This window comes from Mycobacterium sp. E3339, assembly GCF_001666915.1.
GTDB lineage: Bacteria > Actinomycetota > Actinomycetes > Mycobacteriales > Mycobacteriaceae > Mycobacterium.
Genome location: NZ_LZIZ01000253.1, coordinates 35994 through 62876 on the forward strand (window position 1 = coordinate 35994; position 26883 = coordinate 62876).

26 protein-coding genes are annotated in these 26883 nt (G+C 64.0%); 10 read left to right on the forward strand and 16 right to left on the reverse strand.

Annotated features, from left to right (window positions below):
- Positions 1 to 12: 12 nt before the first annotated feature.
- The 8 genes from A5702_RS24540 (at position 13) to lpdA (ending at position 12622) form a co-directional block, all read left to right on the forward strand.
- Positions 13 to 2817, forward strand: a complete 2805-nt coding sequence (locus A5702_RS24540) for an AAA family ATPase (RefSeq protein WP_156669739.1) — start codon at positions 13 to 15, stop codon at positions 2815 to 2817.
- Between the two features lie 277 nt (positions 2818 to 3094).
- Positions 3095 to 4111 (forward strand): alpha/beta fold hydrolase, encoded by a 1017-nt coding sequence (locus A5702_RS24545; RefSeq protein ID WP_255378695.1) that lies wholly within the window; start codon positions 3095 to 3097, stop codon positions 4109 to 4111.
- A gap of 1015 nt (positions 4112 to 5126) precedes the next feature.
- On the forward strand, positions 5127 to 7403 hold the full coding sequence (locus tag A5702_RS24550; protein ID WP_068224586.1) for a LuxR C-terminal-related transcriptional regulator: 2277 nt from the start codon (positions 5127 to 5129) through the stop codon (positions 7401 to 7403).
- Positions 7404 to 7726: 323 nt separating this feature from the next.
- Positions 7727 to 8257, forward strand: coding sequence for a YkgB family protein (locus A5702_RS24555; RefSeq protein WP_067309102.1), 531 nt, complete (start codon positions 7727 to 7729; stop codon positions 8255 to 8257).
- 157 nt (positions 8258 to 8414) lie between these two features.
- Complete coding sequence (locus A5702_RS24560; protein ID WP_197506687.1) at positions 8415 to 8759, forward strand: hypothetical protein; 345 nt, start codon at positions 8415 to 8417, stop codon at positions 8757 to 8759.
- Positions 8760 to 9024: 265 nt separating this feature from the next.
- The gene (locus A5702_RS24565) at positions 9025 to 9402 is read left to right on the forward strand and encodes a tryptophanase (protein ID WP_231965200.1); all 378 of its coding nucleotides are present in this window, start codon (positions 9025 to 9027) and stop codon (positions 9400 to 9402) included.
- A 119-nt stretch (positions 9403 to 9521) separates the two neighbouring features.
- The gene (locus tag A5702_RS24570; RefSeq protein WP_068016956.1) at positions 9522 to 10763 is read left to right on the forward strand and encodes a thiolase family protein; all 1242 of its coding nucleotides are present in this window, start codon (positions 9522 to 9524) and stop codon (positions 10761 to 10763) included.
- A gap of 449 nt (positions 10764 to 11212) precedes the next feature.
- The gene (lpdA, locus tag A5702_RS24575; RefSeq protein ID WP_067309096.1) at positions 11213 to 12622 is read left to right on the forward strand and encodes a dihydrolipoyl dehydrogenase; all 1410 of its coding nucleotides are present in this window, start codon (positions 11213 to 11215) and stop codon (positions 12620 to 12622) included.
- A 143-nt stretch (positions 12623 to 12765) separates the two neighbouring features.
- On the opposite strand, the gene A5702_RS26035 is transcribed toward lpdA, so the two are convergent.
- The 8 genes from A5702_RS26035 to A5702_RS24605 all read right to left on the reverse strand — a co-directional run bounded on the left by A5702_RS26035 (position 12766) and on the right by A5702_RS24605 (position 19208).
- A complete protein-coding gene (locus A5702_RS26035) occupies positions 12766 to 13269 on the reverse strand; it encodes a DUF421 domain-containing protein (protein ID WP_067784451.1) in 504 nt (167 codons plus the stop codon).
- 34 nt (positions 13270 to 13303) lie between these two features.
- Positions 13304 to 13732, reverse strand: coding sequence for a Rid family hydrolase (locus A5702_RS24580; protein WP_067824228.1), 429 nt, complete (start codon positions 13730 to 13732; stop codon positions 13304 to 13306).
- A 252-nt stretch (positions 13733 to 13984) separates the two neighbouring features.
- Positions 13985 to 14260, reverse strand: coding sequence for a DUF6510 family protein (locus A5702_RS27100; protein ID WP_082956190.1), 276 nt, complete (start codon positions 14258 to 14260; stop codon positions 13985 to 13987).
- Entirely contained in the window at positions 14254 to 15015 is a 762-nt protein-coding gene (locus A5702_RS24585) for a ferredoxin reductase (protein ID WP_068224592.1), read from the reverse strand. The genes A5702_RS27100 and A5702_RS24585 overlap by 7 nt, the downstream gene beginning before the upstream one ends.
- A gap of 8 nt (positions 15016 to 15023) precedes the next feature.
- Positions 15024 to 15623 carry a sulfite oxidase-like oxidoreductase gene (locus tag A5702_RS24590; protein ID WP_067275623.1) on the reverse strand — a complete coding sequence of 200 codons (600 nt, stop codon included), beginning with the start codon at positions 15621 to 15623 and terminating at the stop codon, positions 15024 to 15026.
- A gap of 28 nt (positions 15624 to 15651) precedes the next feature.
- Positions 15652 to 17019: an NAD(P)/FAD-dependent oxidoreductase gene (locus tag A5702_RS24595; RefSeq protein ID WP_067824235.1), complete on the reverse strand. Its 1368-nt coding sequence runs from the start codon at positions 17017 to 17019 to the stop codon at positions 15652 to 15654.
- A 295-nt stretch (positions 17020 to 17314) separates the two neighbouring features.
- Positions 17315 to 18730 carry an NAD(P)H-quinone dehydrogenase gene (locus A5702_RS24600; protein WP_068224596.1) on the reverse strand — a complete coding sequence of 472 codons (1416 nt, stop codon included), beginning with the start codon at positions 18728 to 18730 and terminating at the stop codon, positions 17315 to 17317.
- A 52-nt stretch (positions 18731 to 18782) separates the two neighbouring features.
- Positions 18783 to 19208 carry a DUF5709 domain-containing protein gene (locus A5702_RS24605; protein WP_369817976.1) on the reverse strand — a complete coding sequence of 142 codons (426 nt, stop codon included), beginning with the start codon at positions 19206 to 19208 and terminating at the stop codon, positions 18783 to 18785.
- A gap of 447 nt (positions 19209 to 19655) precedes the next feature.
- Between A5702_RS24605 and A5702_RS24610 the strand changes: the two genes are divergently transcribed.
- Positions 19656 to 20255, forward strand: a complete 600-nt coding sequence (locus tag A5702_RS24610) for a sigma-70 family RNA polymerase sigma factor (RefSeq protein WP_067824247.1) — start codon at positions 19656 to 19658, stop codon at positions 20253 to 20255.
- A 67-nt stretch (positions 20256 to 20322) separates the two neighbouring features.
- Here the strand turns inward: A5702_RS24610 and tal are convergent, their stop codons facing one another.
- From tal to A5702_RS26565, 5 genes are all read right to left on the reverse strand, one after another.
- Complete coding sequence (gene tal / locus A5702_RS24615; protein ID WP_068224601.1) at positions 20323 to 21411, reverse strand: transaldolase; 1089 nt, start codon at positions 21409 to 21411, stop codon at positions 20323 to 20325.
- A gap of 156 nt (positions 21412 to 21567) precedes the next feature.
- Positions 21568 to 22116 (reverse strand): peptide-methionine (S)-S-oxide reductase MsrA, encoded by a 549-nt coding sequence (gene msrA, locus A5702_RS24620; RefSeq protein ID WP_067824252.1) that lies wholly within the window; start codon positions 22114 to 22116, stop codon positions 21568 to 21570.
- Entirely contained in the window at positions 22113 to 22601 is a 489-nt protein-coding gene (gene msrB, locus A5702_RS24625; protein ID WP_067275645.1) for a peptide-methionine (R)-S-oxide reductase MsrB, read from the reverse strand. The genes msrA and msrB overlap by 4 nt, the downstream gene beginning before the upstream one ends.
- Positions 22602 to 22629: 28 nt before the next feature.
- A complete protein-coding gene (locus A5702_RS24630) occupies positions 22630 to 23400 on the reverse strand; it encodes an SDR family NAD(P)-dependent oxidoreductase (protein WP_067824254.1) in 771 nt (256 codons plus the stop codon).
- A 220-nt stretch (positions 23401 to 23620) separates the two neighbouring features.
- Positions 23621 to 23800 carry a hypothetical protein gene (locus tag A5702_RS26565; RefSeq protein ID WP_156669740.1) on the reverse strand — a complete coding sequence of 60 codons (180 nt, stop codon included), beginning with the start codon at positions 23798 to 23800 and terminating at the stop codon, positions 23621 to 23623.
- 117 nt (positions 23801 to 23917) lie between these two features.
- Here A5702_RS26565 and A5702_RS24635 point away from each other — a divergent pair, with 117 nt between their 5' ends.
- A complete protein-coding gene (locus A5702_RS24635) occupies positions 23918 to 24229 on the forward strand; it encodes a putative quinol monooxygenase (RefSeq protein WP_067275652.1) in 312 nt (103 codons plus the stop codon).
- Positions 24230 to 24294: 65 nt separating this feature from the next.
- On the opposite strand, the gene A5702_RS26045 is transcribed toward A5702_RS24635, so the two are convergent.
- The 3 genes from A5702_RS26045 to A5702_RS27105 all read right to left on the reverse strand — a co-directional run bounded on the left by A5702_RS26045 (position 24295) and on the right by A5702_RS27105 (position 26416).
- Entirely contained in the window at positions 24295 to 24921 is a 627-nt protein-coding gene (locus A5702_RS26045) for a GNAT family N-acetyltransferase (protein ID WP_082950413.1), read from the reverse strand.
- A gap of 105 nt (positions 24922 to 25026) precedes the next feature.
- Positions 25027 to 25761: an NADP-dependent oxidoreductase gene (locus tag A5702_RS24640; RefSeq protein WP_082956191.1), complete on the reverse strand. Its 735-nt coding sequence runs from the start codon at positions 25759 to 25761 to the stop codon at positions 25027 to 25029.
- Positions 25762 to 25849: 88 nt separating this feature from the next.
- On the reverse strand, positions 25850 to 26416 hold the full coding sequence (locus tag A5702_RS27105; RefSeq protein WP_231965202.1) for a hypothetical protein: 567 nt from the start codon (positions 26414 to 26416) through the stop codon (positions 25850 to 25852).
- Positions 26417 to 26883: the final 467 nt, after the last annotated feature.

The window sequence follows — 26883 nt, forward strand, 5'->3', positions numbered from 1 at the left end:
ACAGGGATTCCCGTGGGGTCTTCAACCGGCCTATTTGATGTCGGCGGCCAACGCTTGATCACCCCGCCGATTCGAGGGCGGGCAGACGAGCTGAAAACGGTTGGCGCGCGGGTCAATGCGGTGGCCCGGGGGCGCGGGGGTGTGCTCGTCATCGAGGGCCCACCAGGCATCGGCAAGAGCCGGTTGCTCACCGAGGTCTTGTTGCTTGCCGAGAAGGCCGGTGTTCGGGCACTGTTCGGTGAGGCGTTCGAATATCAGCAGACGGTGCCGTTTTTCTCGCTGTTCATGGCAACCCTGCGCGCGGAGCCCCCGGTCGGTGATGCGGAGGCGTTGCGTCGCTTGGGCACCTCGGCGGATCTCCGCTACTGGGTGGTCCACGATTTGGCCGAAGCCATTCATGCGGCGGCCGCGAAAACGCCGCTGGTCATCGTCCTGGAGGACATTCACTGGGCCGACAGCGCCACTCTGTTGGCGCTGCGGTCGCTGGCCGCGATGCGGCCCGATGTCGCTGTGTTGTGGGTATTGACGGCCCGCACCGGGGCCAGTCGGCCGGCGGTGCAGCAGACGTTGTCGGTGCTGCAACGCGCGAATGCCACATTCTTGCGATTAGGGGCCATGACGCCGGATGCGGTCGCCGACATGGTTCAAGACGCGGTGCGGGCGCGGGCGGATGCGTCGCTGCTGAATCTGGCCGCCAAGGCGCACGGGAACCCGTTTTTGGTCAGCGAGCTTGTCGGGGGGCTCGGCGAGGAGGGCAGGCTCAATCTCTCCGGCGGGCGCGCGATGGTCACCGGACAGGGGTTGCCGCGGCGGCTGGGCGCCGGTATGCAGCAGCGACTTGACCTGCTCTCCAATGGCGCCTCGGAAGTGGTGCGGGTGGCCGCGGTGCTGCCCGACCGGTTCTCGGCTGGCTTGCTGGCCGCGATGCTGGAACGCTCACCCGCCTCGTTGCTGTCGGCGCTCGAGGAGGCGGTGCGCGCGGATCTTTTCATCGAAGACGGCGAGCGGTTGAGGTTTCGGCACGACTTGCTGCGCGAGGCCACCCGCCAGTCGTTGCCGCAGTCCCTGCGGCGGGCCATGGAGCGCCAAGCCGCCTCGGTCATGCTCGGGATGGGCGCGGCCCCAGCCGAGGTCGCCACCCAGCTGGCACGCAGCGCCGAACCCGGAGACCGCGAGGCGATCGACGCCCTGCGCCTAGCCGCCCAATCGGTCGGCCGCGGCGATGCCAGCGGGGCCGCGGACTTGAGCAAGCGCGCACTAGAGCTACTGCCCGCCAACGACGCTGAGCACGGCCCACTGGTCGCCGAAACGGTGGAGTTACTGAATCGAGCGACCCGTTATGACGAGGCTCAGGCGCTTGCCGACAGCGCGCTCGCAACGCAGCTGTCCCAAGACGACGAAGCCGAGATTCGGCTGGGCATCGCCGCGGGCACCGAGGATCCGGCGCAACGCATTGCCGAGTTACGTCGCGCGCTGCAGTTGGTCGGCATCAACGACATCATCAGGGCGCGCCATCAGGCATGGGTGGCCTACTTCGAGGTGGTCAACGGCCTGCATGCGGACGCTTCGGCCGCGGAAGCGGCCGCGGCCGAAGCCGCCGCGACCGGTGATGTGGAAGCCCGGATCGTCAGCGCTACCGCGGTTGCCCTGAACGACTACCAGGACGGTTATGCGGTGCGCGCACTTCGGCGCATGGACGAGGTCGATGTATTGACGCGCGGGGGCAAGGCAAGCCTCGGCGGCATATATGCCGCCAAGCGGCGCGCAGGCCTGATTGTTTGCGTGGGCAGCTTGGAGGAGGCCAGCGTGCAGGTCGCCGAGGGCACCGAGAAGGCCCGTCGCGAACGCAACGCGATGGCGCTTCCCGGCTGGACCCATCTCGGCGGGATGGTTCATGCGGCGGCGGGTCGCTTGGCCGCGGCGCGCGACACCATCGAGGCGCTGCCTCGGCGTGAATGGGCCAACGGTACCGAGGTCAACGTTGAGCGCATTCTTGTTCTGGCTGAGGTAGCGACGCGAACAGGTGACCGAAAGTTATTGCAAGACTTGGTGTCTGAGTCGACAGCCCTGTATTCCAGCACCTCGCCCTTGCTGTCCGGCGGCGCGGCTTATGTGGTCGCCCTTGCCGCGTGGGACCGCGGCGACGTTGGCGACGCGGCGCGCTGGCTCGGCGGCAAGAACGCGCGTGTCATCACACCGCTGTGGCCTAACGTGTTCGATCAGCTGACGCTGACAGCGCGGGTGGCTTCGGCAGCCGGGGACGCCGGGCTGCGCGCGCGAGTGCTGCAGAGCATCGAGGTGCTGGAACGCGAGCGGCCCGGTGTGGCGTTGTTCGCGGCGGTCGCCCAGCAGGCCCGCGGAATCCTGGAAAGTGACGCCGATGCGCTTTTGGAGGCTGCCGGCGCGCTTAGTACGCGGCGTCCGCTTCTCCACGCCGGTGCCCTCGAAGACGCCGCTGGTGAACTCGTGCGCGCCGGACGCGATGCGGAGGCGATCGAGGGCCTCAACAAGGCGTTCGACACCTTTGTGCAATGCGAAGCGGTTGCAGATGCCCGTCGGGTCGGCCGCGAGTTGCGCCGATTAGGCGTGGAACGGCGCATCGTCGCCCAGCCGCGGGCGAAAAGGGGCTGGGACAGCCTCACCGACTCCGAGCTTACGGTAGTCAACCTCATCGCCCAGGGCGCGACCAACCGCTCCGTCGCGCAGCAACTGCATCTTTCCCCGCATACGGTGAAGACACACGTGCACAACGCGTTTGCCAAATTGGGAATTGCCTCCCGTGGCGAGTTGGCGCAGCTGATGCGCGGCTCCGATTGACCGGCGCCAAATACGGGACCGCCTAGTACTGCATCCATCCGGGCCTAAACATCAACCTCCGGGCGATGGTTTTGCGCTGGCCGCACGACGACCGTAGTAGTCGACCCTGATCACGTACTCCGCCGGCCCGGCGGTCCAGCTAGGCCAGACACCGTGCCGGTGAGCACACAAGCGAAAGACCGAGACAATGTTGAACACGACGCTTGGAGTGCAGCGACGGTCCCACACGCAGGCACCGCGGCGCGGCCGGAGGCGAACGCTGGGCACACGCCGATCACTGGCCTGCAACCGCACGGTTACCACGAGCGATGGCGTCTCGCTGTCCGTTCGGGACTGGGGATCTCACGCCGCCGGCCATACGGTCGTGCTCCTTCATGGTTTTTGCCTGAACAAAGAGTCGTGGAATATCCAGATGACGCAGCTAATTCGCCTCTGGGGCAACAATATCCGGATCATCAGTTACGATCATCGCGGCCACGGCGACTCCGGCGATGCGCCAATGCACACGTACCGGATCGACCGACTCGCTGACGACCTCGCCGAGGTGCTGGTGGCGCTTCGCGTTACAGGCCCTCTCACCCTGGCGGGACACTCGATGGGCGGAATGACAGCCTTGGCCTATCTACGCCGGCCAGCCAGCTCGCGTCCCGTTGAGCCGGAAAGCCTCGTTCTCGTCGCGACCGCCGCGGGGAGCCTTGGTTCACACGGCCTCGGTCGGCTGCTGAACACCCCGGCGACAAGCATGATCTACAACCTCGTACACCGCATGCCGCGCGCGGGGACCGATCAGGTTGTTCAATTGCTCGCCCGTCCGGTGTGCGCGGCACTGACCAGGCACGGCGGATACGGTGAATCCGCACCGAAATCGTTGGTGGCTATGTCCGCGGCCGCCGTCAACGCGACCCCGTCGGCGACCAAAGTCGGCTTCCTGCTCGGTCTGAGGGAGTACGACTGCTCTCAGACCCTGAGCTCCATCACGGCCAAGACAACCATCATCAGCGGAGGAGCGGACAAGCTCACGCCGATGTGGCATGCCCGCAAGTTGGCCGACGGTATCCCGGCGGCGACTCTCATTCACCGGCACGCCGCCGGGCACACGCTCTTGCATGAAGTCCCGCAGGTGGTCACCGAAGCGATCAGCTCCAGCGTCGCCGCCGACTATCACCATTTCAGGGCCGATGAAGCAGGCGCATGCGCGGCGTCAGACCCGCCGCCAGACGATGACTTTCCTATGAGCCATGCCACTTCGGCGCGTAATACATCACCCGTGGCAGGTGAGGAGCGAGTGTCGTGACCCGGTTGGTCCGGTTCCCCTTTGCGCACACGATTCACTGGGGATTACGCGATCCTCATGCTGACCGTTCGGCGGGCTGGGGCTGCGGCAAGCGCGTCTCAGCCCGCCGACCACCATGCAAAGTACCCAACATCACGACCCGCCGCGGCCGGCCGATCGCATCGCCGCAGTTGTTCGCCGCACGGATCGCCCTGAAGAACGAGAACCATTTCCCAGCAATGACTTTGATCGCGTCAGGCCTTCGTCTCACAGAGTTGCTCGGATGTCCCCACATCGCTGTCTCGAATGGGGTTCTTTGTCCGTCTGCACGCACACTTAGGCCGACGGGGTCGGGCGTGATTCACCTTCATGCGGCGGTCGGATTGACAGGGCTGTCAAATATCGAAGCCACTACGTATACACCGACCCGGTTCTAAACATCACCCGCTGGGCGATGGTGACCGCGCTCCCCCGCTGCCAACGTAGTCATTGGACTCTTGGAACGCCGTGACCGCGGCCGCTCAACCGGGAAGTGGCGCCGAGAGCAAACGACACAGCGGAATCGAGAAAACGATGATGAGCACACTGTTGGGGATGCTGATGATGTTGCCAGTCGTATTCGGCGTCGGTGGATACGTGTTGGTTACCCGACGACCATGAGCACCCCGGCGCTCTCACGGCGTTTCATGTTGAGACCTCGGTCACCCCATGTCGAGACGCGGAGTCATCGCATCGATGCGAGAAGAGGGAAATTGCGGTGAGCGGACACAGCATTAGCGTGGCTCGCGAGAAAACCGTTGTGCCGGTGGTGGGACGAGGGCCCGCCGGCCCAAACGGCCACCGGCGACGCACGCCGGAGGTCATCACGGGGAACGCATCTGACTCAACGGGTTCACGGCTACTGCCGGTCACGACGAGCCTGGCCGCCCCCGCCGGGACAAACTGGGATACCGAGACGCGAGCGCCCACTCCGGAGGCCTCAACACCGAGTTTTCCACCCCGGCTGGTGGATTCAACGCATTCGCGGAGTTCGGACATGACTGGGTCAGCTAACGACAGCGACAACGGGGTCGGAGAAGCCGCCGCCCGCACGATTCTCCTCGGCACCAAACTGCACGTCCCGGCCATTGCGGCCAAGCTCGTTCACCGCACCGCCTTGCTCGACGCACTGTCGGCGGGGCGCCGCTGCAAGCTGACCCTACTGAGCGCGCCGGCGGGATGGGGCAAGACGACATTGCTGGCGCAGTGGGCCCTGGCTGCGGGTGAGGACAGGCGATTTGGCTGGCTGTCACTCGATCCCGCTGACAGCGACCCAGTATGGTTTTGGATGTACGTGGTCGCCGCGCTGCAGAAGACCAATCCCGGGGTGGGGATTCGCGCGGTCGAACTCCTCGCGTTGGGCGCCGACCCAGTGCAGGTGGTTCTGCCTACGCTGCTGAATGATCTGGACACGATCGAAAGCCCGACGGCGCTCATCCTCGATGACTACCACTTGGTGGCAAATCGAGCAGTCCATGAACAGCTTGCGTTCTTTATCAGCCGGATGCCGGCGAATCTGCACTTGGTATTGGCCACCCGATCGGATCCGGCGTTGCCGTTGGCGCGACTCAGGGCGAGCGGTGAGCTTGCTGAGATCCGCACCGACGATTTGCGGTTCGGGGCTATCGAGGCGACCCATCTGATGAATGACGTGCTCGGACTGGACTTAGACCACGCAGATATTCAACTGTTGCACCAACGCACCGAGGGTTGGGCTGCCGGCCTCTACCTCGCCGCTCTCTCGCTTGCCGGACGCGCTGATGCCGCCGCGTTCATCCGGACGTTCGCCGGCGACAATCGCCATATCGTCGACTACTTGATGGCCGAGGTGCTCGACGGTCAGCCACCCCAGCTGCGCAGCTTTCTGTTACGCACGTCGATCTTGGGACGGCTGAGCGCTGCGCTGTGCGATGCGTTGCTGCAAACGTCTGGCTCAGCATTGGTGTTGCAGCAGATCGAACGTGAAAACCTGTTTCTGGTGCCACTGGACAGCTCGCGTAACTGGTATCGCTACCACCAGCTGTTCGGAGAGTTGCTGCGCACCGAACTGCGTCGCAGCGAGCCCGACCTCGTCGCCGATCTGCACCGACGAGCCGCAACCTGGTTTGAGAGCGAGGGCCTCATCGACGAGGCGGTCCGCCACCTGGTCGCCGGCGGTGATATCGCGCGAAGCGCAGACCTGATCGCCGCGGACTGGGTCGACGAATTCAACGGGGGCGGCGTCTCGACCGTCTCGGGCATGCTTGATCTGCTGCCCGAAGAAACCGTTCGACAGGATCCGAGGCTGAGCGTGGCCCGCGCGTGGATCGCCCTCAGCGTTGGTGAACTCGACGGCGCGGCCGAGTGGATCCGGACCATTGAAGGCCGACAGCCGGCCGACGGCGCGGATGACAGCGCTATCTGCGCTCAGGTCGTCGTGTTGCGCGCGATTCACTCGCTGAAGACGGCGGACGTCGGCGCGGCGCTGAACACCGCTCGGCGGGCTATCACCCTCGATCTCGCCGAAGGACCGCTGGGCCAATCCAGCGCCTACTGCTTATATGGAGCCGCGCTGTACTTCTCTGGCAGCACCCGTGAGGCGCAAGCCGCCTTCCGGCGGGCCGCACACCTGGCCGAGAAGGTGGGCGATCGTCGCGTCCGCACATACGCGTTGGGCCATTTGGCACTGATTTCGGCCGAAGATGGCCAGCTGGCGGACGCCGAACGTCAGATCCGCCGGGCCTCTGGCAGCGCCCGGGACCTGGCGGATCCGGAACACCTCGTCGACGTGATGGTGTCTCTCGCCACGGCCAAACTCCTCCGGGTGCGCGGTGACGCGGCTGCAGCACTCGCCGCCGCCGACATGGCCGTCATGTCCGCGCGCCAAGGAGGAGCAATCCCCGAGGTGATCAAGGCGCTGTCGATCAAAGCGGAGATCATCGAGCATCTCGGCGACCGCGAGACCGCCAGGGCAATCCTCGAGGAGGTCGGCACACTGGTGCGCGATTGCACGGACACCGGCATCGCCTCGACACTGCTGGCTCCGGCAGAGCGAAGGGCGGGCGTCGCGGTGACGTCGCGCCATGAGCGGTGCCCGGTCACTGAGGAGCTGACCCCCAAAGAGTTCGAGGTTCTTCGCCTGCTCGCAACCCGGTTATCGCGACGTGAAATCGGCGAGCGGCTATACGTCTCGCTCAATACCGTGAAGACCCACCAGCGCGCCATCTACCGCAAGCTTGGCGTCGAGCAACGCAGCTCGGCGGTCGGCCGGGCGCGAGAACTCGGCCTGCTGTAATCCGCCTTCCCGCCCCAAACCGGACCGGCCGGCCGGCCGGCCGGGAATCATCTCATCCGAGAACGCCTCCAGTGATCACCTCGGCGAGCCGACGGATGGTGCACCCGGGCGATCGAAGAGAATCCGTGCCGCAGGAGGTTTCCTCGTCGGCGTCTCACCCGGGTGAATTGTGCGCGCGGATGAAGACAGCTCGCCCACTGCGCAGAGATAGTGGTCACTGATAACCGCCTGGATCAACGTCTCGACCAACTGCGCCGCCAACCAAGGCGGTCAGTTCGGCACCGGCCATGCGGTGAAATGACACAGTCAGGACGGGAGACCGCATGTCACACAATGAGGCCACCACCACGTTGACCGGCGGCCGGGCAAGGCTTCGAGCGATTCACATGGCGCCCGTGGCCGCACGATACGGTCTGGTGATAGTCCTGGCCTGGTTCGGCGCCATGAAGTTCACTTACTATGAATCCCACGGCATTTCACATTGGGTGGCCAATAGCCCGCTCCTGAGTTGGGTGTACGAAATCATGTCGATCGACGCCTTTGGTCGCTTGAACGGATCAATAGAATTGATCACCGCAGCATTGCTTGCCGTCAAGCCGTGGTTCCCGAAGGCGTCCGTGGTGGGCGGCCTATTCGCCTCACTGTTCTTCGTGATCACGCTGAGTTTCATGATCACCACTCCCGGAGTCGGCGAGGCGTCTGCTGGCGGCTTTCCCGTTCTGTCCGCCGACGGGGAATTCTTGATGAAGGACATTGCGCTCATCGGCTTGGCGCTCTGGCTGCTTGCGGACTCGATCGACGCCACCCGCGGACAGGCGGAGCCGGTCAAACGGACTGACACATTCTGCGGATGAGGTTGCCGCTCACTCGGTGTTACCGCTGGCGGCTGTACCGGTAAAAGCCGAATCCAGGGCGTGATTAACGATGGGTGAGGGTGTCGTATTGACGGGCGCGTGCGCACTAGTGAGCGCCGCGGCGCGCGGGACGCGTCCGACGGGCAGCGCGTCGATCATGGTCACCGCGAAGGTGTTAGCCGAGATCGATCTTCTGATCGCCAAGTGTTGCGTCGATATCATCGGGGCCACCCCCTCCGGCTCCCGGTTCGCTCAACGCAGGTATGAGATGGTCACGGCCCCGATCCGATTGGATACGATCAGCGGTGATCCGACGGTGGTTATCCGCTACACCGGTATCGCCGAACGCACTGAGCTCGCGGTGTCCCTGCGGTTCGAGGCCGAAGACCGATTCACACCGCGCACCTTGACATTTCATCATGATGTCGGAGGGGTCTGCCTCACCGCACAATCACCAGTGGTCACCAGACGAATGCCGCTGCGCCGGTTCCGTTCCGTCTGAACGCATCGCACGAATCACCCGGGCGAGCAGATAGCTGGGTGATGACGATTCACCCCGCGTGCGGACATGCTTATCGAAGAGCAGATGTCGCCGGGTTCATGGCCACACAGCGGGGCGCAGCCTAGGCCCACGTAGGTGGCGACTGGACCGGAAGCATAGCCAAAAACGAGTCGTCCAGCCGCCGCCGGCGGAGCCCGGGAAGGAAACCAACACGTGGGCACAGGTTTTGAGACCAAAGAGACTATCGACCCAGGTGGTTTCTGACATGAAACGTGCCCTGGCCCGATTGGCGTCGTCGACGACTCTTCACCCGGCGAGTTGCATTTCGCGTGCGCAATCGCGTCCCACGAATTCCGGGCCGACCATCTCCGATGAAGACATGGCGTGGCTACTGGCCGATGCGGTGACGTCGGGTCTGACCGGCTACGAACGCACGCTTGTCTTCGTCGAGTTGGGATGCGGGGAAGGCTATCTCGCGATCAAGCGCATCCTCACCACGCTCTTGTCAAACCCGATCCCGTTGCCGGTATCGATATTCTCGAAGCTGGCGGTCTGGCTGAATAGCTACGCCGGCAACCCAGAGGAATCACAACTGCGCATGATGCTTGACGTCATTCGACTGCAGCAGTTCAAGGCGGTTTAGGTGGTGTGCGTCAGAATCGCCTCGAATAATCTCGGGAAGCGTGGCCGGGTGAGCCGGCGGGATGGCTCACCTCACCCACACGAGGCCTTGCGGACCCGATGCATTCGAAAAGTACGACGATGACTGAGGCCTATGTGTTGGGGGGTGTACGGACCCCGTTCACCCGCTATGGCGGCACGCTGTCGGGTATTCGGGCCGACGACCTGCTGGGCATGACGATGAAGGGCGCGTGTGACCGGCTGGGTGTGCCGCTCGATGCCGTCGAGGACATCGTGGCGGGGTGCGTGAACCCGGCTCACGAGGGCATGGGCGACATCGCCCGCTGGGCGGCGTTGGCCGCGGGGTTTCCTGACACCGCGGCCGGGGCCACCGTGAACAGATTTTGCGGATCATCGCTCAGCGCGGCGGTGACGATCAGCCATGCGATCAAGGCCGGCGACCTCGGGCTAGGTATCGCCTGTGGCGTCGAGTCGATGTCGCGGTCGGGGTGGGCGTTGATGAAGGGCGAAGCCGCGTTCAGCCCCCGAGGTCCGGTTGTCATGCTCGACACCATGTGGAGCGGTGCTGGAGGACCGCCCAATGCGGTACTACTGGCCCGCAACGCTTACATCAGCATGATCGAGACCGCGCAAAATGTCGCCGACCGCTACTCGCTGAACCGCGAGGAGATCGACGCCTTTGCGCTGCGATCCCAGCGACGCGCCAAGGCCGCTCGTGATCGAGGTCGACTGGCCAAAGAGATTATGACCGTGACGATCCCAGCGACAAAGAAGGCGCCCGCCCGCCTAGCAGAACATGACGAGTTCATCCGCGATGACACCACCGCTGAGGTGCTGGCGGCTTTACCGGCCCAGCCCGGAACGACTCAAATGACCGCGGCCAACTCCTCGCCTTTGAGTGATGGCGCCAGTGCCGTCGTCATCGCTTCCGGAGAGCGAGCCAGCGAACTCGGCATCGAGCCGTTAGCCCGAGTGATATCGAGCGCGGTCTATGGCATCGATCCCCTCATTATGGGGGTGGCCCCCGCATGGGCGATTCCGGCCGCGATCCGCCGGGCCGGGCTTGTCCCCGAGCAGATCGACGTGTGGGAGGTGCATGAGGCGTTCAGCGCCCAGGCACTCGGCGTGTTGCGGGAATTACCAAACCAGCTGGACGGTTTCGTGGTTCCCGATGACAAGCTGACACCCAATGGTGGCGCGGTGGCGATCGGACACCCCTTCGGGGCTACCGGAGCTCGCTATCTGCTGACGTTGGCGATCGAATTGGCTGAAAGAGGCGCCCGTTACGGGGTGATTGGGGTCTGCATTGGCTCGGGCCAGGGAGTAGCGGTGGTCTTGGAAAGCGTTGCTGCCGCGGAGTAACAACGCGCGAACGACCGAACGGCCGCGCCCGCCGGTCACCCTCACCCGGGTGAATCGGTGACGAGGGCGATGACATCTCGCCCGGCTCGGCGACACTCTGGTCGATAAAGAGTTGCGGATGCTTCTACGCAGGTCGCGGCTCTCGGGCAAGCCGCCGTGTCTCACCGATGGTTCGCACTGACACCGCGGCCAAACCGCAAGCATGTCGGACGAAAAAGAAGGGGCACTAACCGGTGAACCCCAGAACAGCACTGCGACTTTGCGATAGAGCGTTGCCGCGCCATCGTCTCACCAGTCAGGTCGCGCGCAATGTCATCGCCATCGAACATTTCGTGGCGGTCCCAGCCGATTGAGTGGGACGAACAGCCGAGTCGGATGCCGATGTGCCTGGGAAGGTTTCGGCGCCGGCGACCGACGATCTACTTATCACCCAAGGAAGGCACCTCGCGATGAGTGCACCAGTACCCCCGGAATATGACCTGGTGGTCGTCGGCGCCGGCTCGGGCGGATACGTCGCTGGCATCCGCGCAGCCCAACTCGGCTTGGCCGTCGCCATCATCGAAGAACGCTACTGGGGCGGGGTCTGCCTCAACACCGGCTGCGTGCCGTCAAAAGCCTTGCTGCGCAACGCCGAGATCGCCTCCATCCTGAAGCACCAGGCAGACGAGTTCGGCATCCGCGGCAACATCCACCTCGACTACGCCCGTGCCGTGTCACGCAGCCGCGAAGTCGCCGACGCCCGGGTGCGTGGCGTGCACTTCCTCATGCGCAAAAACAAGATCACCGAAATCGACGGGCGCGGCCGCTTCACCGGAGCCCACACACTCGACGTCGAGCTGCGTGACGGCGGCACGAGCACCCTCCGCTTTGACAACGCCATCATCGCCACTGGCTCACGAGTGCGGACGCTGCCCGGGATCACCCTGAGCGAGAACATCGTGACCTACGAACAGCAGATCCTCGATGCGACGACACCCGAGTCCATCATCATCATCGGCGCCGGCGGAATCGGCATGGAATTCGCCTACATCCTCGACAGCTACGGCGTCGACGTCCAAATTCTCGAGTACGCTGACCGCGCACTCCCCAACGAAGACACCGACGTCTCCAAGGAACTGACCCGCCAGTACCGACGCCGCGGCATCCCCATCCACACCAATACCCGGGTGGACGCGGTGATCGACCAAGGCGACCGCGTCACCGTTACCCACACCGACGGCAGCGGCCACACCACCTCAGTCGACGCCGCCCGCGCGTTCATCTGCATCGGATTCTGCCCCAACGTCGAGAACCTCGGCCTCGACAGGCTCGGCGTGCACCTCACGACGAGCGGGGCAATCGACATCGACGACTACATGCGCACCTCGGCTCCCCACATCTTCGCGATCGGCGACGTCACCGCCAAAGTGCAACTGGCCCATGTCGCTTCGGCCCAGGGAATCGTCGCCGCCGAGACCATCGCCGGCGCGCCGACCATGCCCTTGGACTACCGCATGATGCCACGAGTGACGTTCTGCCAACCCCAAGTTGCCAGCTTCGGTTACACCGAAGACCAGGCCCGCGCCACCGGCCGCGATATTCGCGTCGCCACGTTTCCCATGCAGGCCAGCGCAAAGGCGCACGGCCTCGGCGAACGGGCGGGCTTCATCAAACTCATCGCCGACGCCGCGCACGGCGAGCTACTCGGAGCCCACCTCGTCGGTGCCGAAGTCAGCGAGCTACTGCCCGAGCTCACCGCAGCCCAGCTCTGGGACCTGACCGCCACCGAGCTGGCCCGCAACGTGCACACCCATCCCACTCTGGGTGAGGGACTACAGGAGTGCTTCCATGCACTCACCGGACACGCCATCAACCTATGAGGCCGTTGCTCACGGTGCTCATCGAATCCCTCCTCTTCATCTGTCCTGAACTGTGTCCGTCCGCGACGTCGCCAGCGAAATACGCCGTAGTGAAAAGCGCTTCGATAGATCTCTCTTCATGAAGCCGGACGTAGCTGTCCGGTTCATCCGGCCGGTTTCCCCTTTACATCCGTCAACAAAATTGAGATTGCGCCCTTGGCTTCGAAGATTGCCAGGTGAATACGATCGGAGCTCTCGTGTCCGTGCTGTCGTAGCACAGCCTCGAGATCGGCAGTGGTCATTCCGCATCGACGAAGGTTGCGTCGGTCGACGTGTCCGTTGCGGATCAGCACTTTGAGAGGCGGATCGATGACACGTCGAATCGCCGGAATGAAGCGCAATCTCGCTAGTACAGCGTGGGCGACGAGAAGACTGATGAGCGCCGAGGTTGCGTTCAGCCATGAGCTATCGCTGGCGGTTGCAGCCCGACCGACGATGGCTCCGGCCGCCACCGCAGCGATCCAGTCGAATGGCGCAAATTCGGCGAGGGTCCGGCGCTCCATGAAACGAAAGAGGATTGCAGCGGTGAGGAATAGCGCCGAGGCTTTGACGGCCGCATCGACCGCGCCGGGCGGGTCACCAATCAGGGAATGAAATATTCGGTCCACCCGTGCCTCCGACCTCGCGACTGAGTGCAGACGTCTACTTCCTGCCCGAGTCGACGATCGCGACGACCTCGATCTCGACACGCTGGCCGGGCAATGCGAGCGCTTCAACGCCTAGCGCGGTCCACAGCGGCATACTCGCGCCGAATCGCTTGCGGAACTGGTCCACCATCACCGCCATATGTTCAGTCCCAATGGAATCAGGGGTCGTGGGGACATGGTAGGAGTGGACGTTCACGACGTCGCGCCAGCTGGCGCCGGCCTCAGCGAGCGTCTTTTCAACGTTGTCGCACGCCCGGACTATCTCCTCCTCCAGGGGTGTGGCCGGCATGGCGAAGTCCGCGTCCCAGCCACCTTGGCCGGAGATCTCGATGCGATCACCGATGCGAAGAGCTTGGCGGTAGTGGTTTCGAGTGCGGGCTAGCTCGCCGTACCCGGGGGTGTCGAAGAACTCGAGTTCAGCCATGCTTCGGCCTCTTCTCCTCGTCGATTGTTGCCTTGCGACCGATCTGCTTGTCCGAACAGGACGGTCGGTCCGGGGCCCACAACCCGGATCCAACGACAACTATCCGTCGGCGTGGGGTGAGGTGTCCTCATCCGGCTGGGTAATTCACCCGGGTGGAAACCGGCGCATGGCGTGGACGCCGCCGCAGTCGCCCCATCGCATCCACGATGTCGGCGGTACCCACGCGGCGGGCAAGTGCGTCGAGGGACTCCATCAGGGGGCCGGGATCGGGACACGCCAAGACTGGGCACCGCGGAAGTCGAGCCACACTTCGGTGGGCGTTCGCACCAGGCGGGCAAGGACGTCTCCGCAGCATGGACAACGCACCACGATGCCGGGTCCGCGTTGATAGACGTGACATTCGGCGAAGGCCCTGGCGCAACCGCATTTCCCACAAGTCAACGTCGCGGTGGTGACGTCGAATCCCAGTACTTCTGCGAAGACGCCCGCGGCCGCGTTACCGTCGACGTGCGTTGGTTCGGTCACCACTTCTCGCTTTCGGATTGGCTGCTCGGCCCGAACCGCTCGGTCCGGATCGCTGACGGTTGATGCCCCTGCTCGATCAGCATCGCGGTGACCGATTCTACGAATCCCGTTGGACCGCAGACGTATACGCGTGTGCCGACGATTGACGCCCACTCGGATGCCATGTCAGCGATACGGACCCGCCCCGGCGGCCGAGTCGCCTCCGCTGGGGCCACGCGGGTGTAGACCAGCCCAACCTGCAGCCAGCCGCATTCGCGCTCGAGCCGGCTCAGCTCTTGGGCGTAGTACACGTCGCCGGGACTGCGCACCGAATAGACCAGCCGAAAGTCGGCGCTGCCCGCCACTACCCGCTGTCGAAGCATAGCCATCAACGGCACGATTCCCGATCCGCCGCCGATGAGCAGAACCCGAGCGGCGTCGTCGTCAGGCTGCCAGACGAACCAGCCGCCGATGGGTCCTCGGAGTTCGACCTCGTCTCCGGCGACAAGCCCGACGAGGTAGGGTGAGACTTCCCCATCGGGAATCTGCTGCACGGTGAGCTCGATGCGCTCACCGTCGGGTGGTTTGCTCAGCGAATAGCTGCGTTGCGCGGTGTACCCGTCTGCGGCGGTCAGCTTGAGATCAATGTGCTGCCCCGCCAAGTGGCCGCCCCAGCCCGGCACGGTCAGCTCTATCGTGTGCGCAGACTCCGTCTCGGGCTCAGAGTCCACCACACGCGCGACTCGCCACCGTAACTTCGGTCTCAGGTGACCATCCACAACCGTCGTCAATCCCCGGCGTAGCGTTGTTCTTGCCACGGGTCGCCGTAGTTGTGGTAGCCCAACCCCTCCCAGAATCCCGGTATGTCGCGGTCGCGCAGCTCGATGGATCTCACCCACTTCGCGGACTTCCAGAAGTACAGGTGCGGCACCAACAGTCGTGCCGGCCCGCCGTGCACCGCGCTAAGCGGTGCGCCCTGGTAGACATAGACGATCCAAGCCTTCCCGCCGAGAAGGTCGCCCAACGGAAGATTGGTGGTGTATCCGCCGTAGGAACCGACCAGTGCGAATCTGGCGGTGGTGTCGATCGATTCGAAGAGCGTGTCCAGGGAGACGCCTTCCCACTCGGTATCCAGCTTGGACCAGGTGGTAACGCAGTGAATGTCCACGGTGAGCCGCTCACTGGGCAGGAGTTTGAGCTGGGCCCAGGTCCACGAGTGTTCAGCGCCGCGCTCGTCGCGAATGGTGAATCGCCAGTCATCAAGATCGATCCGCGGAGTGGGTCCCGCTTGCAGGACAGGGAAGTCCACGGTCAAATGCTGCCCGGGCGGGAGCTCACGCACCGACTCGCCGCGTCGTCCGCGAAAGCCCTTGTTGACGATGGTCATTGGTGTTCACCACGCTGCTTGCTGAATGTCATTCCGCGCCGGCCGCCTTCGGTAGCTGGACGACTGCGCCGGCCGTGTATTCGGCGTCAGTGCCCGGATCGAATCCCATCGACAACACGGTGCGGGGGAAGAAGACGTCGGTGAGGTACGCCAGCGCGACTGCCCAGCGGTTGACGAGCCGGGGAAGCGCATAAAGGTGGTAGGCGCGGGCGACAAACTTCGCGGCATAGCCCGATAGGTGGATGCCCAGCGGGTTGGCGACGGCGTAGCGTGGACCCAAGTCGACCACCATGCCCTGATCGCTGTGGCGGTAATCCTTCCGCACACCGTAGCCGAGGCTGGCGGCGACGTTGCGGGCCAACGTCTTACCTTGCCGACTCGCATGCTGGGCGGTGGGCGGGGCGATCTTGCCCGGCTGGGTAAGGTCCGGGACCGCGGCGGCGTCGCCCGCGGCAAAGACCTCGGGATGACCTGGTACCTGCAAGTCGGCCTGCACTTTCAGCCGGCCCCGTTCCGTCTCCAAGCCCAGTGTGGCGATCAGCGGTGACGGGGTCACGCCGGCCACCCACGCCACGGTGTAAGTGTCGATGCGTGAATCATCGCTGAGCACAACATGATCGGCGTGGACCTCCTTGATGGTCGTCCCCAGCCGCACGTCGACCCCGCGAGAGCGCAGCACACGCATCGCCGCGTCGCCGAGCTTCTGCCCCAGCTCGGGCATGACTCGGTCCGCCAAGTCGAGCAGCACAAACCGCACAGAGGCCCCATCGAAACCCATTTGCTTCGCCGCTGCGTCGGCGAGCGCGCGCAGCTGCGCCGTCAATTCGGAACCGGAATACGACGCACCGACAACGACAATCGCGCGGCGCGCTGCGGCGCGTGCCTCGTTTTCGTCGACCTGAGCCAGTTCCAACTGCTCGATCACACGATCACGAAGATACAGCGCCTCGGCCGTCGACTTCAGACCGTGCGCGTATTTGGCCAAACCCGGCGTATCCAAAAGCCGGGTCACCGAGCCCGGTGTTAAGACCAGCCGATCCCACGACAGCGTCCCTCGCCGACCCTCCGGATCGGTGAACGACAGTAGACGCCGATCGAAGTCAACGCTATCGACCAATCCACGCACCGCCCGCACGCCCGTCAGCGTTCCGGCCAGCGGGACACAGACAAACCGGGGGTCCACCAGCCCACCGGCCACATCCGCCAGCAACGGCGTGTACTGCAGATAATCGACCGCCGAAACGATGGTCACCCTCACATCCGAGGCGCGCGCCTTATCAAGCCGTCGGGCCAGTCGCCGCGCGCACTCGAAACCGGCGAAGCCGCTGCCGACGATCACAACCGAGGTGGTCGGTGGCGCCTTCTGCGGTTGACGGCGGTCCGAGACCGGCTTCATATCTCTTCTCCTGTTTGGCATCTGGGTGGCGACGTGGTGTTGACGATCGATCGCACGACGTTGTCGTGCTCCTCGGTGACCACGCGACTGCGGCGCGGTAGACAGCTGTGGAGATATCCAGCACGAGCATCGCCCGACGCCAACGATCTGTCATCACTCCTCAGGCCGATTCACCCGGGTGATAATGCTCAATCCGGAATCCGGCTACACCGAATCGACTGCTCGTGCGGGCTGAGTGACGCGTGCTTCGAGGGAGTGCGAGCGGCGCACCTCGTCGACCTGGTGAATTCGTGCATCAGTCGAGCTCGGAGCGGGCTACGAGCCGGCGGGCCACCTCGGTGATCGAACCGGACAGCGACGGATATACCGCAAGCGTCTGCGCCAAATCATCGACGGTAATGCGGTTTTGAACAGCGATCGCGATCGGTAGTATCAACTCGGAAGCGATCGGCGCGACCACCACGCCGCCGATTATCACGCCGCTGTCCTGTCGGCAAAATAGCTTGACGAATCCCTGATGCAGCTCCGACATTTTCGCCCGCGCATTGGTTTTCAACGGCAGCATAATGATGCGGGCCTGAATGGACCCCTGGTCGATCGCGGCCTGCGAGACACCGACCGCCGCGACCTCCGGGTGGGTGAACACCGTCGCCGCAACGGTACGCAATCGCAGCGGATTCACGGCCTCACCGAGCGCGTGATACATCGCGATGCGGCCCTGCATGGCTGCAACGGAGGCCAACGGCAAAAGACCGGTGCAGTCCCCCGCCGCGTAGATGCCCGCGACCGATGTGCGCGATACGCGATCGACTGCAATGTAGTCGCCGGGCCCTGATCCGATGCCCACACGCTGTAGGCCTAGCCGGCCGGTGTTGGGGACTGACCCGAGTGTCATCAACGCGTGGGTGCCTTCGACCGTTCGCCCGTCGGCCATTGTCACGAGCACCCCGCCGTCGGTGCGCCTCACGGATTTTGCCCGGGCGCCCTTGATTACTTCGACGCCACGTTGGGCGAAAGATTCCTCGAGCACCTGTGCGGCGTCGGCGTCCTCGTGCGGCAAAACCCGGTCGCGGCTCGCTACCAGCGTTACCGCCACACCCAACTCGGTGTAGGCATTGGCGAATTCGATACCAGTCACCCCGCAACCCACCACGATAAGGTGGTCGGGCAGCGAGTCCAGGTCATAAAGCTGGCGCCAGGTCAAGATCCGCTCGCCGTCGGGGTGTGCCGACGGCAGGATCCGGGGGCTGGCGCCGGTGGCGATCAACACGACATCGGCATCGCGCACCGTCGTACTGCCGTCACGCGCGGTGACTTTGACGCGGTGGCGCGCCAGACCGGGAGCCGCATCCACCAATTCGCCGCGGCCGGCGATCAACTCAACGTCCACAGCCAGCAGCTGGGCCGTGATATCCACCGATTGCTCAGCGGCGAGCGCCTTGATCCGCTGGTGGACTTCTGCCAAACAAATCTTGGCGTCGTCGACGTGGGCGTCAAAACCCAGCCTGGTCGCCCGCCGCAGTTCGGTGCGCAGCCCCGTCGAGGTGATAAAGGTCTTCGACGGCACGCAGTCACACAACACCGCGGCACCGCCGACCCCGTCGGAATCGACAACGGTGACGCGCGTTACGGCAGGACCTCGTGCCGCCGCTACTAGCGCTGCCTCATAACCGGCCGGGCCACCGCCAAGGATCACAATGCGGGTTACCACGGCTCAGATTTCACCCACTGGCCGCACGGTAGGTCATCGGAGACGCCATACCTCACCCGCGCTCGTCGTCGACGACGATATGCATGGCGGCTTCCTCCGCCGAGGCGGCGCCGCCGTCGATGCCGACGTCGTGGGCAAGGTAATCCGCACCCGGATCAGCTGGATCGACGTCGAAGGCGACAAGCCGGCCTGCGCGCATATCGCCGACCTGATCGTCGATGGGCTCACCGTCGCTGTCGGCGCTATCACCAATCCCGTCGCCATCCCACTGGTCGGTCACGTCGGGCACCTCACGGGCCAGTCGGCGCGCAAGACTTTCATGGGTGCGCGCTTCCCTCGCGGTCAGTCCCCACGCTCGCAGTTCGCGGGGGCGTTCCGGAGGCGAGTAACCTTCGTCGAGGTCGATGCCCGTCTGTTCTGAGTCCAAGCTTTCTTCTGGCTCGAGCAGATGGGCCTGCACATCATCGAATTCAGAAATCCCCACCCGGCACCGTCTCCGTTCCGTAACTGCAAAGGTTTCGACAACAACACACAGCTGCACAGCCATCGACGTCGTGATCATGGCGCGCAGAAGGGTGAGCTGTCGTCGTCCACCTCGGTCGATCACCCGGGTGATCTGGCGGCCAACTTGACCTGGCAGCGGCGCGGGCGCTCATCCGGATGAAATGTCCCGGTGGGTGATGACTGCTCACCCCGCGGTGATCGATGCTGGCACCAGGTTGGCAAGCGCAGGTGCTGTGGAGGTTAGATGCGATGACAGGCGCACGTGCAGCTAGCGGCTCACGCACTTGGTTGGCGCAGTCCGTGAGACGCCGGCCCGTCGAGCAGGACAGGCCTTGCCTCGCGCCCGCGGCCTGCTTGGCTGGTGCGCGCGAGGGCGAGCCACGCTCCACGCCACTACATTTCGCGATAGCGGGAGAATAACGTGGGTTACGTACGAGCCGAATCGACGAAGGCGCCAGCCGGCGCGCTGAACGCTCAGTTTGAAAGCGCCATCACCCCGCTCCTTGAGCCGCTGTATCGGCACGCTCTTCGAATGACCTCCAATCGAGCGGATGCGGAGGATCTGGTGCAAGAAACGCTGCTCAACGCGTATGCCGGTCTCGGGTCATTCGAGCCCGGGACGAACCTCAAGGCATGGCTGCGGCAGATCATGACCAACACTCATATCAGCAGTTATCGGCGGCAAAAGCGCCGTCCCGCCCAGCATCCGGCTGGTGAGATCACCGATCAACAGCTCGTGGTCAATGCCCCCTGCACCCATCGGTTCCTACGGTCGGCCGAGGACCAGGCGCTCGAGATGCTGCCAGACCCCTACCTCAAGGCTGCAATGATGCTCTTGCCTGAGCAGTTTCGCATCGCGGTGTATTTCGCCGACATTGCGGGATACACGTATAAAGAGATCGCCGTCCTGACGGACACCGGACCAGGAACCGTAAGTTCCAGGCTCAATCGCGGCCGAAAACAGTTGCGCGATTTGCTATCCAGCTCGCCAACTAATCACGAGGCGAGGGTAGCGAGTTGATGCTGCTCGACCGGTAGATCAGCTGGCCCGATGAACACAACAAGCGCTCAGCACACGGCAAGCATGGTTAGCGTTGAACCGACCGCGACCAGGAGGCAGCGAACTTGGACACCCCGTCGCGTTCCAGGAGAGCGAACACATCGTGCAGGTCGATGCCGAGGGCGGTCAGCCGGTCGAACACCTCCTGGGCCTGCGCCGCCTTGCCGGTCACGATGTCACCGACGACGACGCCGTGATCGGCGACCGCCTCCAGCGTGGGCTCTGGAATCGTGCTGACGGTGTTGGGCGCCACCAGTCCGGTGACGTACATCGTGTCGGGGTAGGCGGGGTTTTTCACTCCGGTGGAGGCCCACAGTGGTCGTTGCAGGCGAGCACCCGCGGCGCGCAACGCCGCGTAGCGCGGCTCGGCTTCGAAGACCTGCTGATAGGCGGCGTAGGCCAATCGGGCGTTGGCGATGCCCGCCTGTCCCCGCAGCGCGAGCGCCTCATCGGTCCCGATTGCCTCGAGTCGCTTGTCGACTTCGGTGTCCACCCGGGATACGAATAATGATGCTACCGAATGGATTTGGGATAGGTCGGTGCCCGCGTGCCGGGCGGTTTCGATGCCGGCCAGATAAGCGTTCATGACCGCCCGGTAGCGTTGGACGGAAAAGATCAGCGTCACGTTGACACAAACACCCTTGGCCAACGCCGCGGTGATTGCGGGCAGACCGGCGGCGGTGGCCGGTATTTTGATTAGCACGTTGGGCCGGTCGACAATCTTGGCCAGCTCGACCGCCTGCGTGACTGTCGCATCGGTGTCGTGCGCGAGCGACGGGTCGACTTCAATGGACACTCTTCCGTCGACGCCGCCGGAACCTTCCCATTGTGGACGCAGGACATCGCAGGCCGCCCGGACGTCGTCGGTGATCGCCGTGCGGACCGCGGTGTCGATGTCCGTGCCGCGGGCCGTCAGCTCGGCGATCTGGCCATCGTAGGCGCGGCCGTTTGCAAGTGCATGCTCAAAGGTGGACGGGTTAGTGGTCACGCCGACAACGCTTCTCGTGTCGATAAGCTGTCGCAGCTTGCCGGATTGCAGCAGACCGCGGGACAAGTCGTCCAGCCAAACCGACACTCCCGCCGCCGACAACGCGGCCAGGTTCGGGTTCTGAGTCATCCCGTCGCCGCCGCTCGCCCATCGCTGGGCCGCGGTAGAACCCACCCCACGGCGCATGCTGTGCCAGAACGCACCAGCGGCGCGTACGCGCTCAACAGCACCTGCCAATGCGGCGGGGCTGTCGCCCTGTCTTGTGTTACCGAGCCCATGTCGTTGCTAAGCCGGCTTGTCGCGTCCAGCCGCCGCGGCCTTTGCCCCGTCACCGCGGTTGGGTACCGTCCAATCGGGGCGGACGTAGTGGCAGGTGTAGCCCGATGGGTAGCGCTGCAGGTAGTTCTGGTGTTCGGGTTCGGCTTCCCAAAACTCACCGGCCGGGTTCACCTCGGTGACGACTCTGCCGGGCCACCTCCCGGAATCCTCGATGTCGGCGATGGTTCGCGTTGCGATTCGCTTTTGCTCGTCGTCCAGATAGAAAATTGCCGACCGGTAACTGGTTCCGACATCATTGCCCTGACGGTTCTTGGTGGTCGGGTCGTGGATCTGGAAAAAGAATTCCAACAGCGCCCGATAATCGGTCTGGTCTGCGTCGTAGGTGATTTCGACTGCCTCGGCGTGCCCGGGGTGATTGCGGTAGGTGGGGTGTGTGTTGCTGCCACCGGTGTAGCCGACACGGGTGGTCACCACGCCGGGCTGCGCGCGGAAGAGGTCCTCCATGCCCCAAAAGCACCCGCCCGCGAGAATAGCGATCTTGTCGTGCCCGGTCATGATTGTCGCTCGCCGACGCTTTGGGCCTGTTCCGATACGTCGTTCGCGAACAATCGCAGATATCGTCCATAACCCTGGGCTTCCAGGTCATCGCGGTGGATGAATCGCAGCGATGCCGAGTTGATGCAGTAGCGCAGGCCGCCCGCTTCTCGGGGGCCGTCCGTGAATACGTGCCCCAGATGACTGTCGGCATGGGCGGAGCGCACCTCGACCCTTTGCATGAAGTGGCTAAGGTCGCGCCTCTCAACCAGGCTGTCCGAGTCGATCGGCCGGGTGAAGCTGGGCCAGCCACTTCCGCTGTCGAATTTGTCCACCGAGGCGAAGAGTGGTTCGCCAGAAACAATGTCGACGTAGATGCCTGGTTCATGGTTGTCGCAGTATTCGCCTGTGAACGGAGGCTCCGTGCCGCTCTCCTGGGTGACGTGGTATTGCTGGGGGCTGAGCGCGTCGACCGCGGCAGGGTTCTTGCGGTATTGGTGTGACATCTGGTCTCCTTCGTTCGGGCAGGCTTGTTTAGTTGCGCCCGGCCATGATGCCGCCGTCGACGTTGAGAATCGCACCGGTGACCCAGCTGGCCGCATCAGACAGCAGATACGTCACTGCGTTGGCCACGTCGGCAGGGTTCCCGACTCGTCCCAGCGGATGAAGCGGCGCGAAAGCGGCAAGCGTGGCGTCGATCTCGTCCTTCGGGATGAAGCCCTCGTAGAGCGGGGTCTTGACCACAGCTGGCGCCACCGCGTTGACGCGAATGTTGTGGCCGGCGAGCTCGATGGCCAGGTTGTGGGTGAGCGCATGCAGGCCGGCCTTTTGCATCGAGTAAACCGACGAAGGAGTCAGACCGATCGCCTGGTGTGCCCACATGCTGCCGATGTTGACGATGGACCCGCCCTCCCCCTTGGCGATCATGCCCGCGACAACGGTCTGCGTCAGGAAGAACAGGGCATAGTTGAGCTCCATGTACGAGTCATAGGTCGGCGCGTCATATTCGAGAAACGGCTTGGGGATGAAGAATCCGGCCGCGTTGACGAGCAGCGTCGCATCGCTGTGGTTCTCGGAAAGTGCGCGCTGAACATCGGCGACCGCGGTGCGATCGGTCAGCTCCGAGGTGATCCCCCACGCCTGGCCGCCTTCGCCCGTCAGTTCGGTCACCGTGTCATCCACACGGTCTTTCGACCGTCCGATGATCACCGCGCTACCGCCGTGGCGCATGACGTCAACGGCGACCTGCCGGCCCATACCGGCGCTGCCCCCGACGACGACGACCTTCTTGGAATCGAAGTGCATGGTGAGACCCTTCTGTTAATCGTTCTCGACGGCTCGCCGCTGGGCCATCGCCTTTGCCCGGCAACGCGATTTGTAGCCTTGGCGTCGACGTCCGGCGCCCCGATGTCAAAGTCGAACTGCCGTCGAGTCTGCTGCGTCGCGGGGTGAGCCGTCATCACCCCTGCGTCGATTCACCCGGGTGAGTGGATCCCCGAGGCCAACATCGACTCCGCGGGGACGCTCAGAGGCCGGCTATGTCTGCTGACTTATGAATGCGCAGTGGGTAATTCAGCGTGGCCGCAATCACCGAGGGGGTAGGCTTGCCTAGAGTCTTGGCGATGCTCACGACAAGATGCGGAGCAAAGCGATGGCGAATGTCGTTCACCAAGTAGGCCGCCATATCCCCGGCAGTCAATTCCATTGCGGGTGACGCACCATCAATTGCGACGTGGCGGTACAAGAATGATGGCGCCGGCGAGGTAGTTACTTGATCCCGTGATGTCGAAGCCCTTGAGAAGACAGTGAAGGAGCGTCAAACATGTACGGGCCAGATGAAGAAGTAGTGCTGATCACCGAGGCCGTGGCTTTGCCGGGCAAGGGAGACGACCTGCGACGCGCGTTCGTTGGGTTAATTCCTCCGTCGCTGGCCGAAGGAGCCGTTAGCACCTTTAGGCTGCACGAAGATCGCGATCGGCCGGGGCATTTCACACTTTATCAGCGGTTCCGCAACCAGCACGGGGTCGACCTCCACGTTCAAACCGATCATTTCGCGCTCAGCGTGGAAGCCTTGTCACAGTTTGCTCAGGACGGCGAGGCCCAGACCACCTTCTACCGGGTGGTGAGTGGCTGAGCCTCCAGATGTCGCGACAAAAGCTTGGCCAACTTCCTGCTTAGGTTACATCCAGGCTAGGCCGCTTACGGAGCCTGCGCACACGCCGGCTCTGGCAGATCAAGGTCCGCTTTGTTTAGTCGATAGACCTCAAGGGTCAGGTTGTAGTACTTGTCGGTTTCACCGACCCATTCCATGCCCACTCGTCGAGCCGTAGCCACTCCGCGATCATTGCCTGGCCGCACGACTGCGAAAACCTCGCTGACACCGATATTTGTGAATGCTTGATGCGCCACCGCATGACCGGCCTCCGCACCGAAACCGTGCCCCCATAGAGCCGGCGCAACCTGCCAGCCGATCTCGAGATCGGTGCAGCCGGGTGGTAGAGGAAGCAGTGCCACTCCCCCGACTAAGTCGCCGGAGTACCTATCGGTGATCGCCCACCGTCCCACGGGCAGGCCGGATCCGTCGCTCTGCCGGATCCATTCGCCCAAGAGATGACGCATGTGGGCGCGGTCGGCGATCAACGGCAGCGCCGGACACAGCCAACGCGAAACCTCTGGCGCTCCGTATATCCCGTAAGCGGCACGGTCGTCTTCGAATTGCCATGGGCGCAACTGGAGACGGGCCGTCAGGATGCGTCGGGTGTGGGGGTCCCATTCGACGTGACGGTGATCATCCAATGTCGCCTCCTTCAGATCGTGAAAACTCATACCGGAAAAAGTGACCCACTAGGAAAGCAACGCCGGTAAAGAAGGCGACGATCGCGGCCGGGGGGTGGTACCGACATAGAGTGGTCGCCGAGTTGGCCGGTTGGCCTATGCCTCGGCGACGCGAAGCACAACCTTCCCCTTCTTCCCGCGCTGCTCGGTGCGCGCAAAAGCCTCTTGGAATTGGTTCAGCGCAAAGACCGTGTCGATCTGCGGATGCAGCTCCGGAAGCGCCGCGAGCTGCGCTCCGTTCGGCTCCACAACGAAGTACTGCGCGCCCGGCGTCTCGGCCGCGATCGTCACGATGCGCCCGGCGCGCTCTGCGCTACGAGCAAGCGCCTCACCGCCGGTGGTGTCGAACAGGAGGTCGCAGTCCTCTCCTTCGCCGACCAGAACCGCCCCGAGGTGCCGTGCGAGTTGAGCGGCGATGTGCCCGACGCCGCCGTGCACGCCCGTGATGAGCACGCGCTGCCCGGCCGTGACCTTGCCGTGGACGACCAGCGCCTGAAACGCGGTCAGTCCAGTCATCGGAAGCGCCGCGGCTTGCTCGCGGCTCAGCGCGGATGGCTTCGGAGCGAGCAGGGACTTCGGTACCGCGGCCCACTCGGCGGCGACGCCGTCGTGGTCGAACGGTGTCAGCGCGATGACCTCCTCGCCGGTCGATTCGACGACACCGCACAGCTCATATGAGGGGATCGCCGGCAACCGATCGGTCGGCCAGGCCAACTCACCCCGTGTGATCGCCGCGGCATGGACCCGCACAAGCGCCTCGTCCGGCCCGGGCTCGGGTTGGGCAATCTCTTCTAGTCGTAGTCCGTCCGCGTACAGACGTATCGCCCTCATGAAATTCTCCTTCGTATGATTTGTGATTACACAACGAATAGTGCTGACAGCACTTAGCTTTTCGGGTTCAGCTCCAGTGTCGGGGTTTCTAGAGCATCACCACAACCTGCAGAATGTCGGAGACGAACACGATCGACCGGTCGCAGGTCGGGCATCGAGCGATGCGGCGGGAAAGCCACCGCACCGGCGCCGCCGGCCGTAACTCGCGCACCGTGCACTCGGCCGTGTATTCCAACGCGTCGAGATGGCCGGCGCACACGAAGCCGCACGCATTGCCGGCCTCGTCACAGTCAAAGCGCTTGCAGTGACCGACCATGTGGAATTCGATATAGGCCTCCGCCGGTTGTTTGCATCGAAATCCGTTGTCCAAGAATGCGATCTGACATTGAGGGGCGAAATCAAGATGTTCGATGCCACGGGGAGCCACTGCCGGGTTACCCCCCAGCGGGGTGCCGATTGGGCTGGCAAGTGCACCATCGACCGCGCCGCGCGGACACTCATTCCGTCCAATCTGAACCGGCGAACTCGTGTTCGCGGCATCGATCGGTTGGCGGTCGAACTTCGCCGCGCGGACGCAGTGGACTGACGTCGGCGGACATCCGCCGTAGCCATTGGGCATCGGCGTTACCCTCTGAGCGTCAAAGTCGATGGGCACGTCGTGGCACTCCTGTGATTCTGCGTCGAGACCCCGTTAGGCGGTCCGCTCATCAGTGAGCTTGACGCGCGTCGGGGTGAATAGTCATCACCCCGACCGATCATTCACCCGGGTGAGTGACACAAGCGCACATCGGGTGGGCGAACGTTATGGAGTAAGCGGCGTGCGGTCCCGGGAAGACACCAATTCGCGGGCTCGCGACCTTAGTGATCTCGGTTACGGTCGGGTGATATCTCGCTTCGAACGGGTATGCCTGGCCGAACCCATCGCTATCACGATCGGAGCGCGCCGATGGCTACCACGGTCAAACCCCGTACGGCCAGGCTCGCGCTGGTCGCCGTGGCCGCGGTGATCCTCGGGTTCGTCGCCATGTGTCATTCGAGCGACACCGACACCGGCAATGCCGCCAAGCCGACGGTGCCGGCGGCGGCCGCACCCAGCCCACCGCCCAGCGCGGCGCCGCCAGC

What these genes read in the sequence shown, in the direction of transcription:
- A5702_RS24595 (WP_067824235.1), bottom strand. Translation starts at nt 17,019, where the DNA reads ATGAAGCCGGTCTCGGACCGCCGTCAACCGCAGAAGGCGCCACCGACC.
- msrA (WP_067824252.1), bottom strand. Translation starts at nt 22,116, where the DNA reads ATGACCGGGCACGACAAGATCGCTATTCTCGCGGGCGGGTGCTTTTGG.
- A5702_RS24565 (WP_231965200.1), top strand. Translation starts at nt 9,025, where the DNA reads ATGAAACGTGCCCTGGCCCGATTGGCGTCGTCGACGACTCTTCACCCG.
- A5702_RS24635 (WP_067275652.1), top strand. Translation starts at nt 23,918, where the DNA reads ATGTACGGGCCAGATGAAGAAGTAGTGCTGATCACCGAGGCCGTGGCT.
- lpdA (WP_067309096.1), top strand. Translation starts at nt 11,213, where the DNA reads ATGAGTGCACCAGTACCCCCGGAATATGACCTGGTGGTCGTCGGCGCC.
- A5702_RS24560 (WP_197506687.1), top strand. Translation starts at nt 8,415, where the DNA reads ATGGTCACCGCGAAGGTGTTAGCCGAGATCGATCTTCTGATCGCCAAG.
- tal (WP_068224601.1), bottom strand. Translation starts at nt 21,411, where the DNA reads ATGACTCAGAACCCGAACCTGGCCGCGTTGTCGGCGGCGGGAGTGTCG.
- A5702_RS24590 (WP_067275623.1), bottom strand. Translation starts at nt 15,623, where the DNA reads ATGACCATCGTCAACAAGGGCTTTCGCGGACGACGCGGCGAGTCGGTG.
- A5702_RS26045 (WP_082950413.1), bottom strand. Translation starts at nt 24,921, where the DNA reads ATGAGTTTTCACGATCTGAAGGAGGCGACATTGGATGATCACCGTCAC.
- A5702_RS26565 (WP_156669740.1), bottom strand. Translation starts at nt 23,800, where the DNA reads ATGGAATTGACTGCCGGGGATATGGCGGCCTACTTGGTGAACGACATT.
- A5702_RS24570 (WP_068016956.1), top strand. Translation starts at nt 9,522, where the DNA reads ATGACTGAGGCCTATGTGTTGGGGGGTGTACGGACCCCGTTCACCCGC.
- A5702_RS24580 (WP_067824228.1), bottom strand. Translation starts at nt 13,732, where the DNA reads ATGGCTGAACTCGAGTTCTTCGACACCCCCGGGTACGGCGAGCTAGCC.
- A5702_RS24640 (WP_082956191.1), bottom strand. Translation starts at nt 25,761, where the DNA reads ATGAGGGCGATACGTCTGTACGCGGACGGACTACGACTAGAAGAGATT.
- A5702_RS24555 (WP_067309102.1), top strand. Translation starts at nt 7,727, where the DNA reads ATGTCACACAATGAGGCCACCACCACGTTGACCGGCGGCCGGGCAAGG.
- msrB (WP_067275645.1), bottom strand. Translation starts at nt 22,601, where the DNA reads ATGTCACACCAATACCGCAAGAACCCTGCCGCGGTCGACGCGCTCAGC.
- A5702_RS24630 (WP_067824254.1), bottom strand. Translation starts at nt 23,400, where the DNA reads ATGCACTTCGATTCCAAGAAGGTCGTCGTCGTCGGGGGCAGCGCCGGT.
- A5702_RS24550 (WP_068224586.1), top strand. Translation starts at nt 5,127, where the DNA reads ATGACTGGGTCAGCTAACGACAGCGACAACGGGGTCGGAGAAGCCGCC.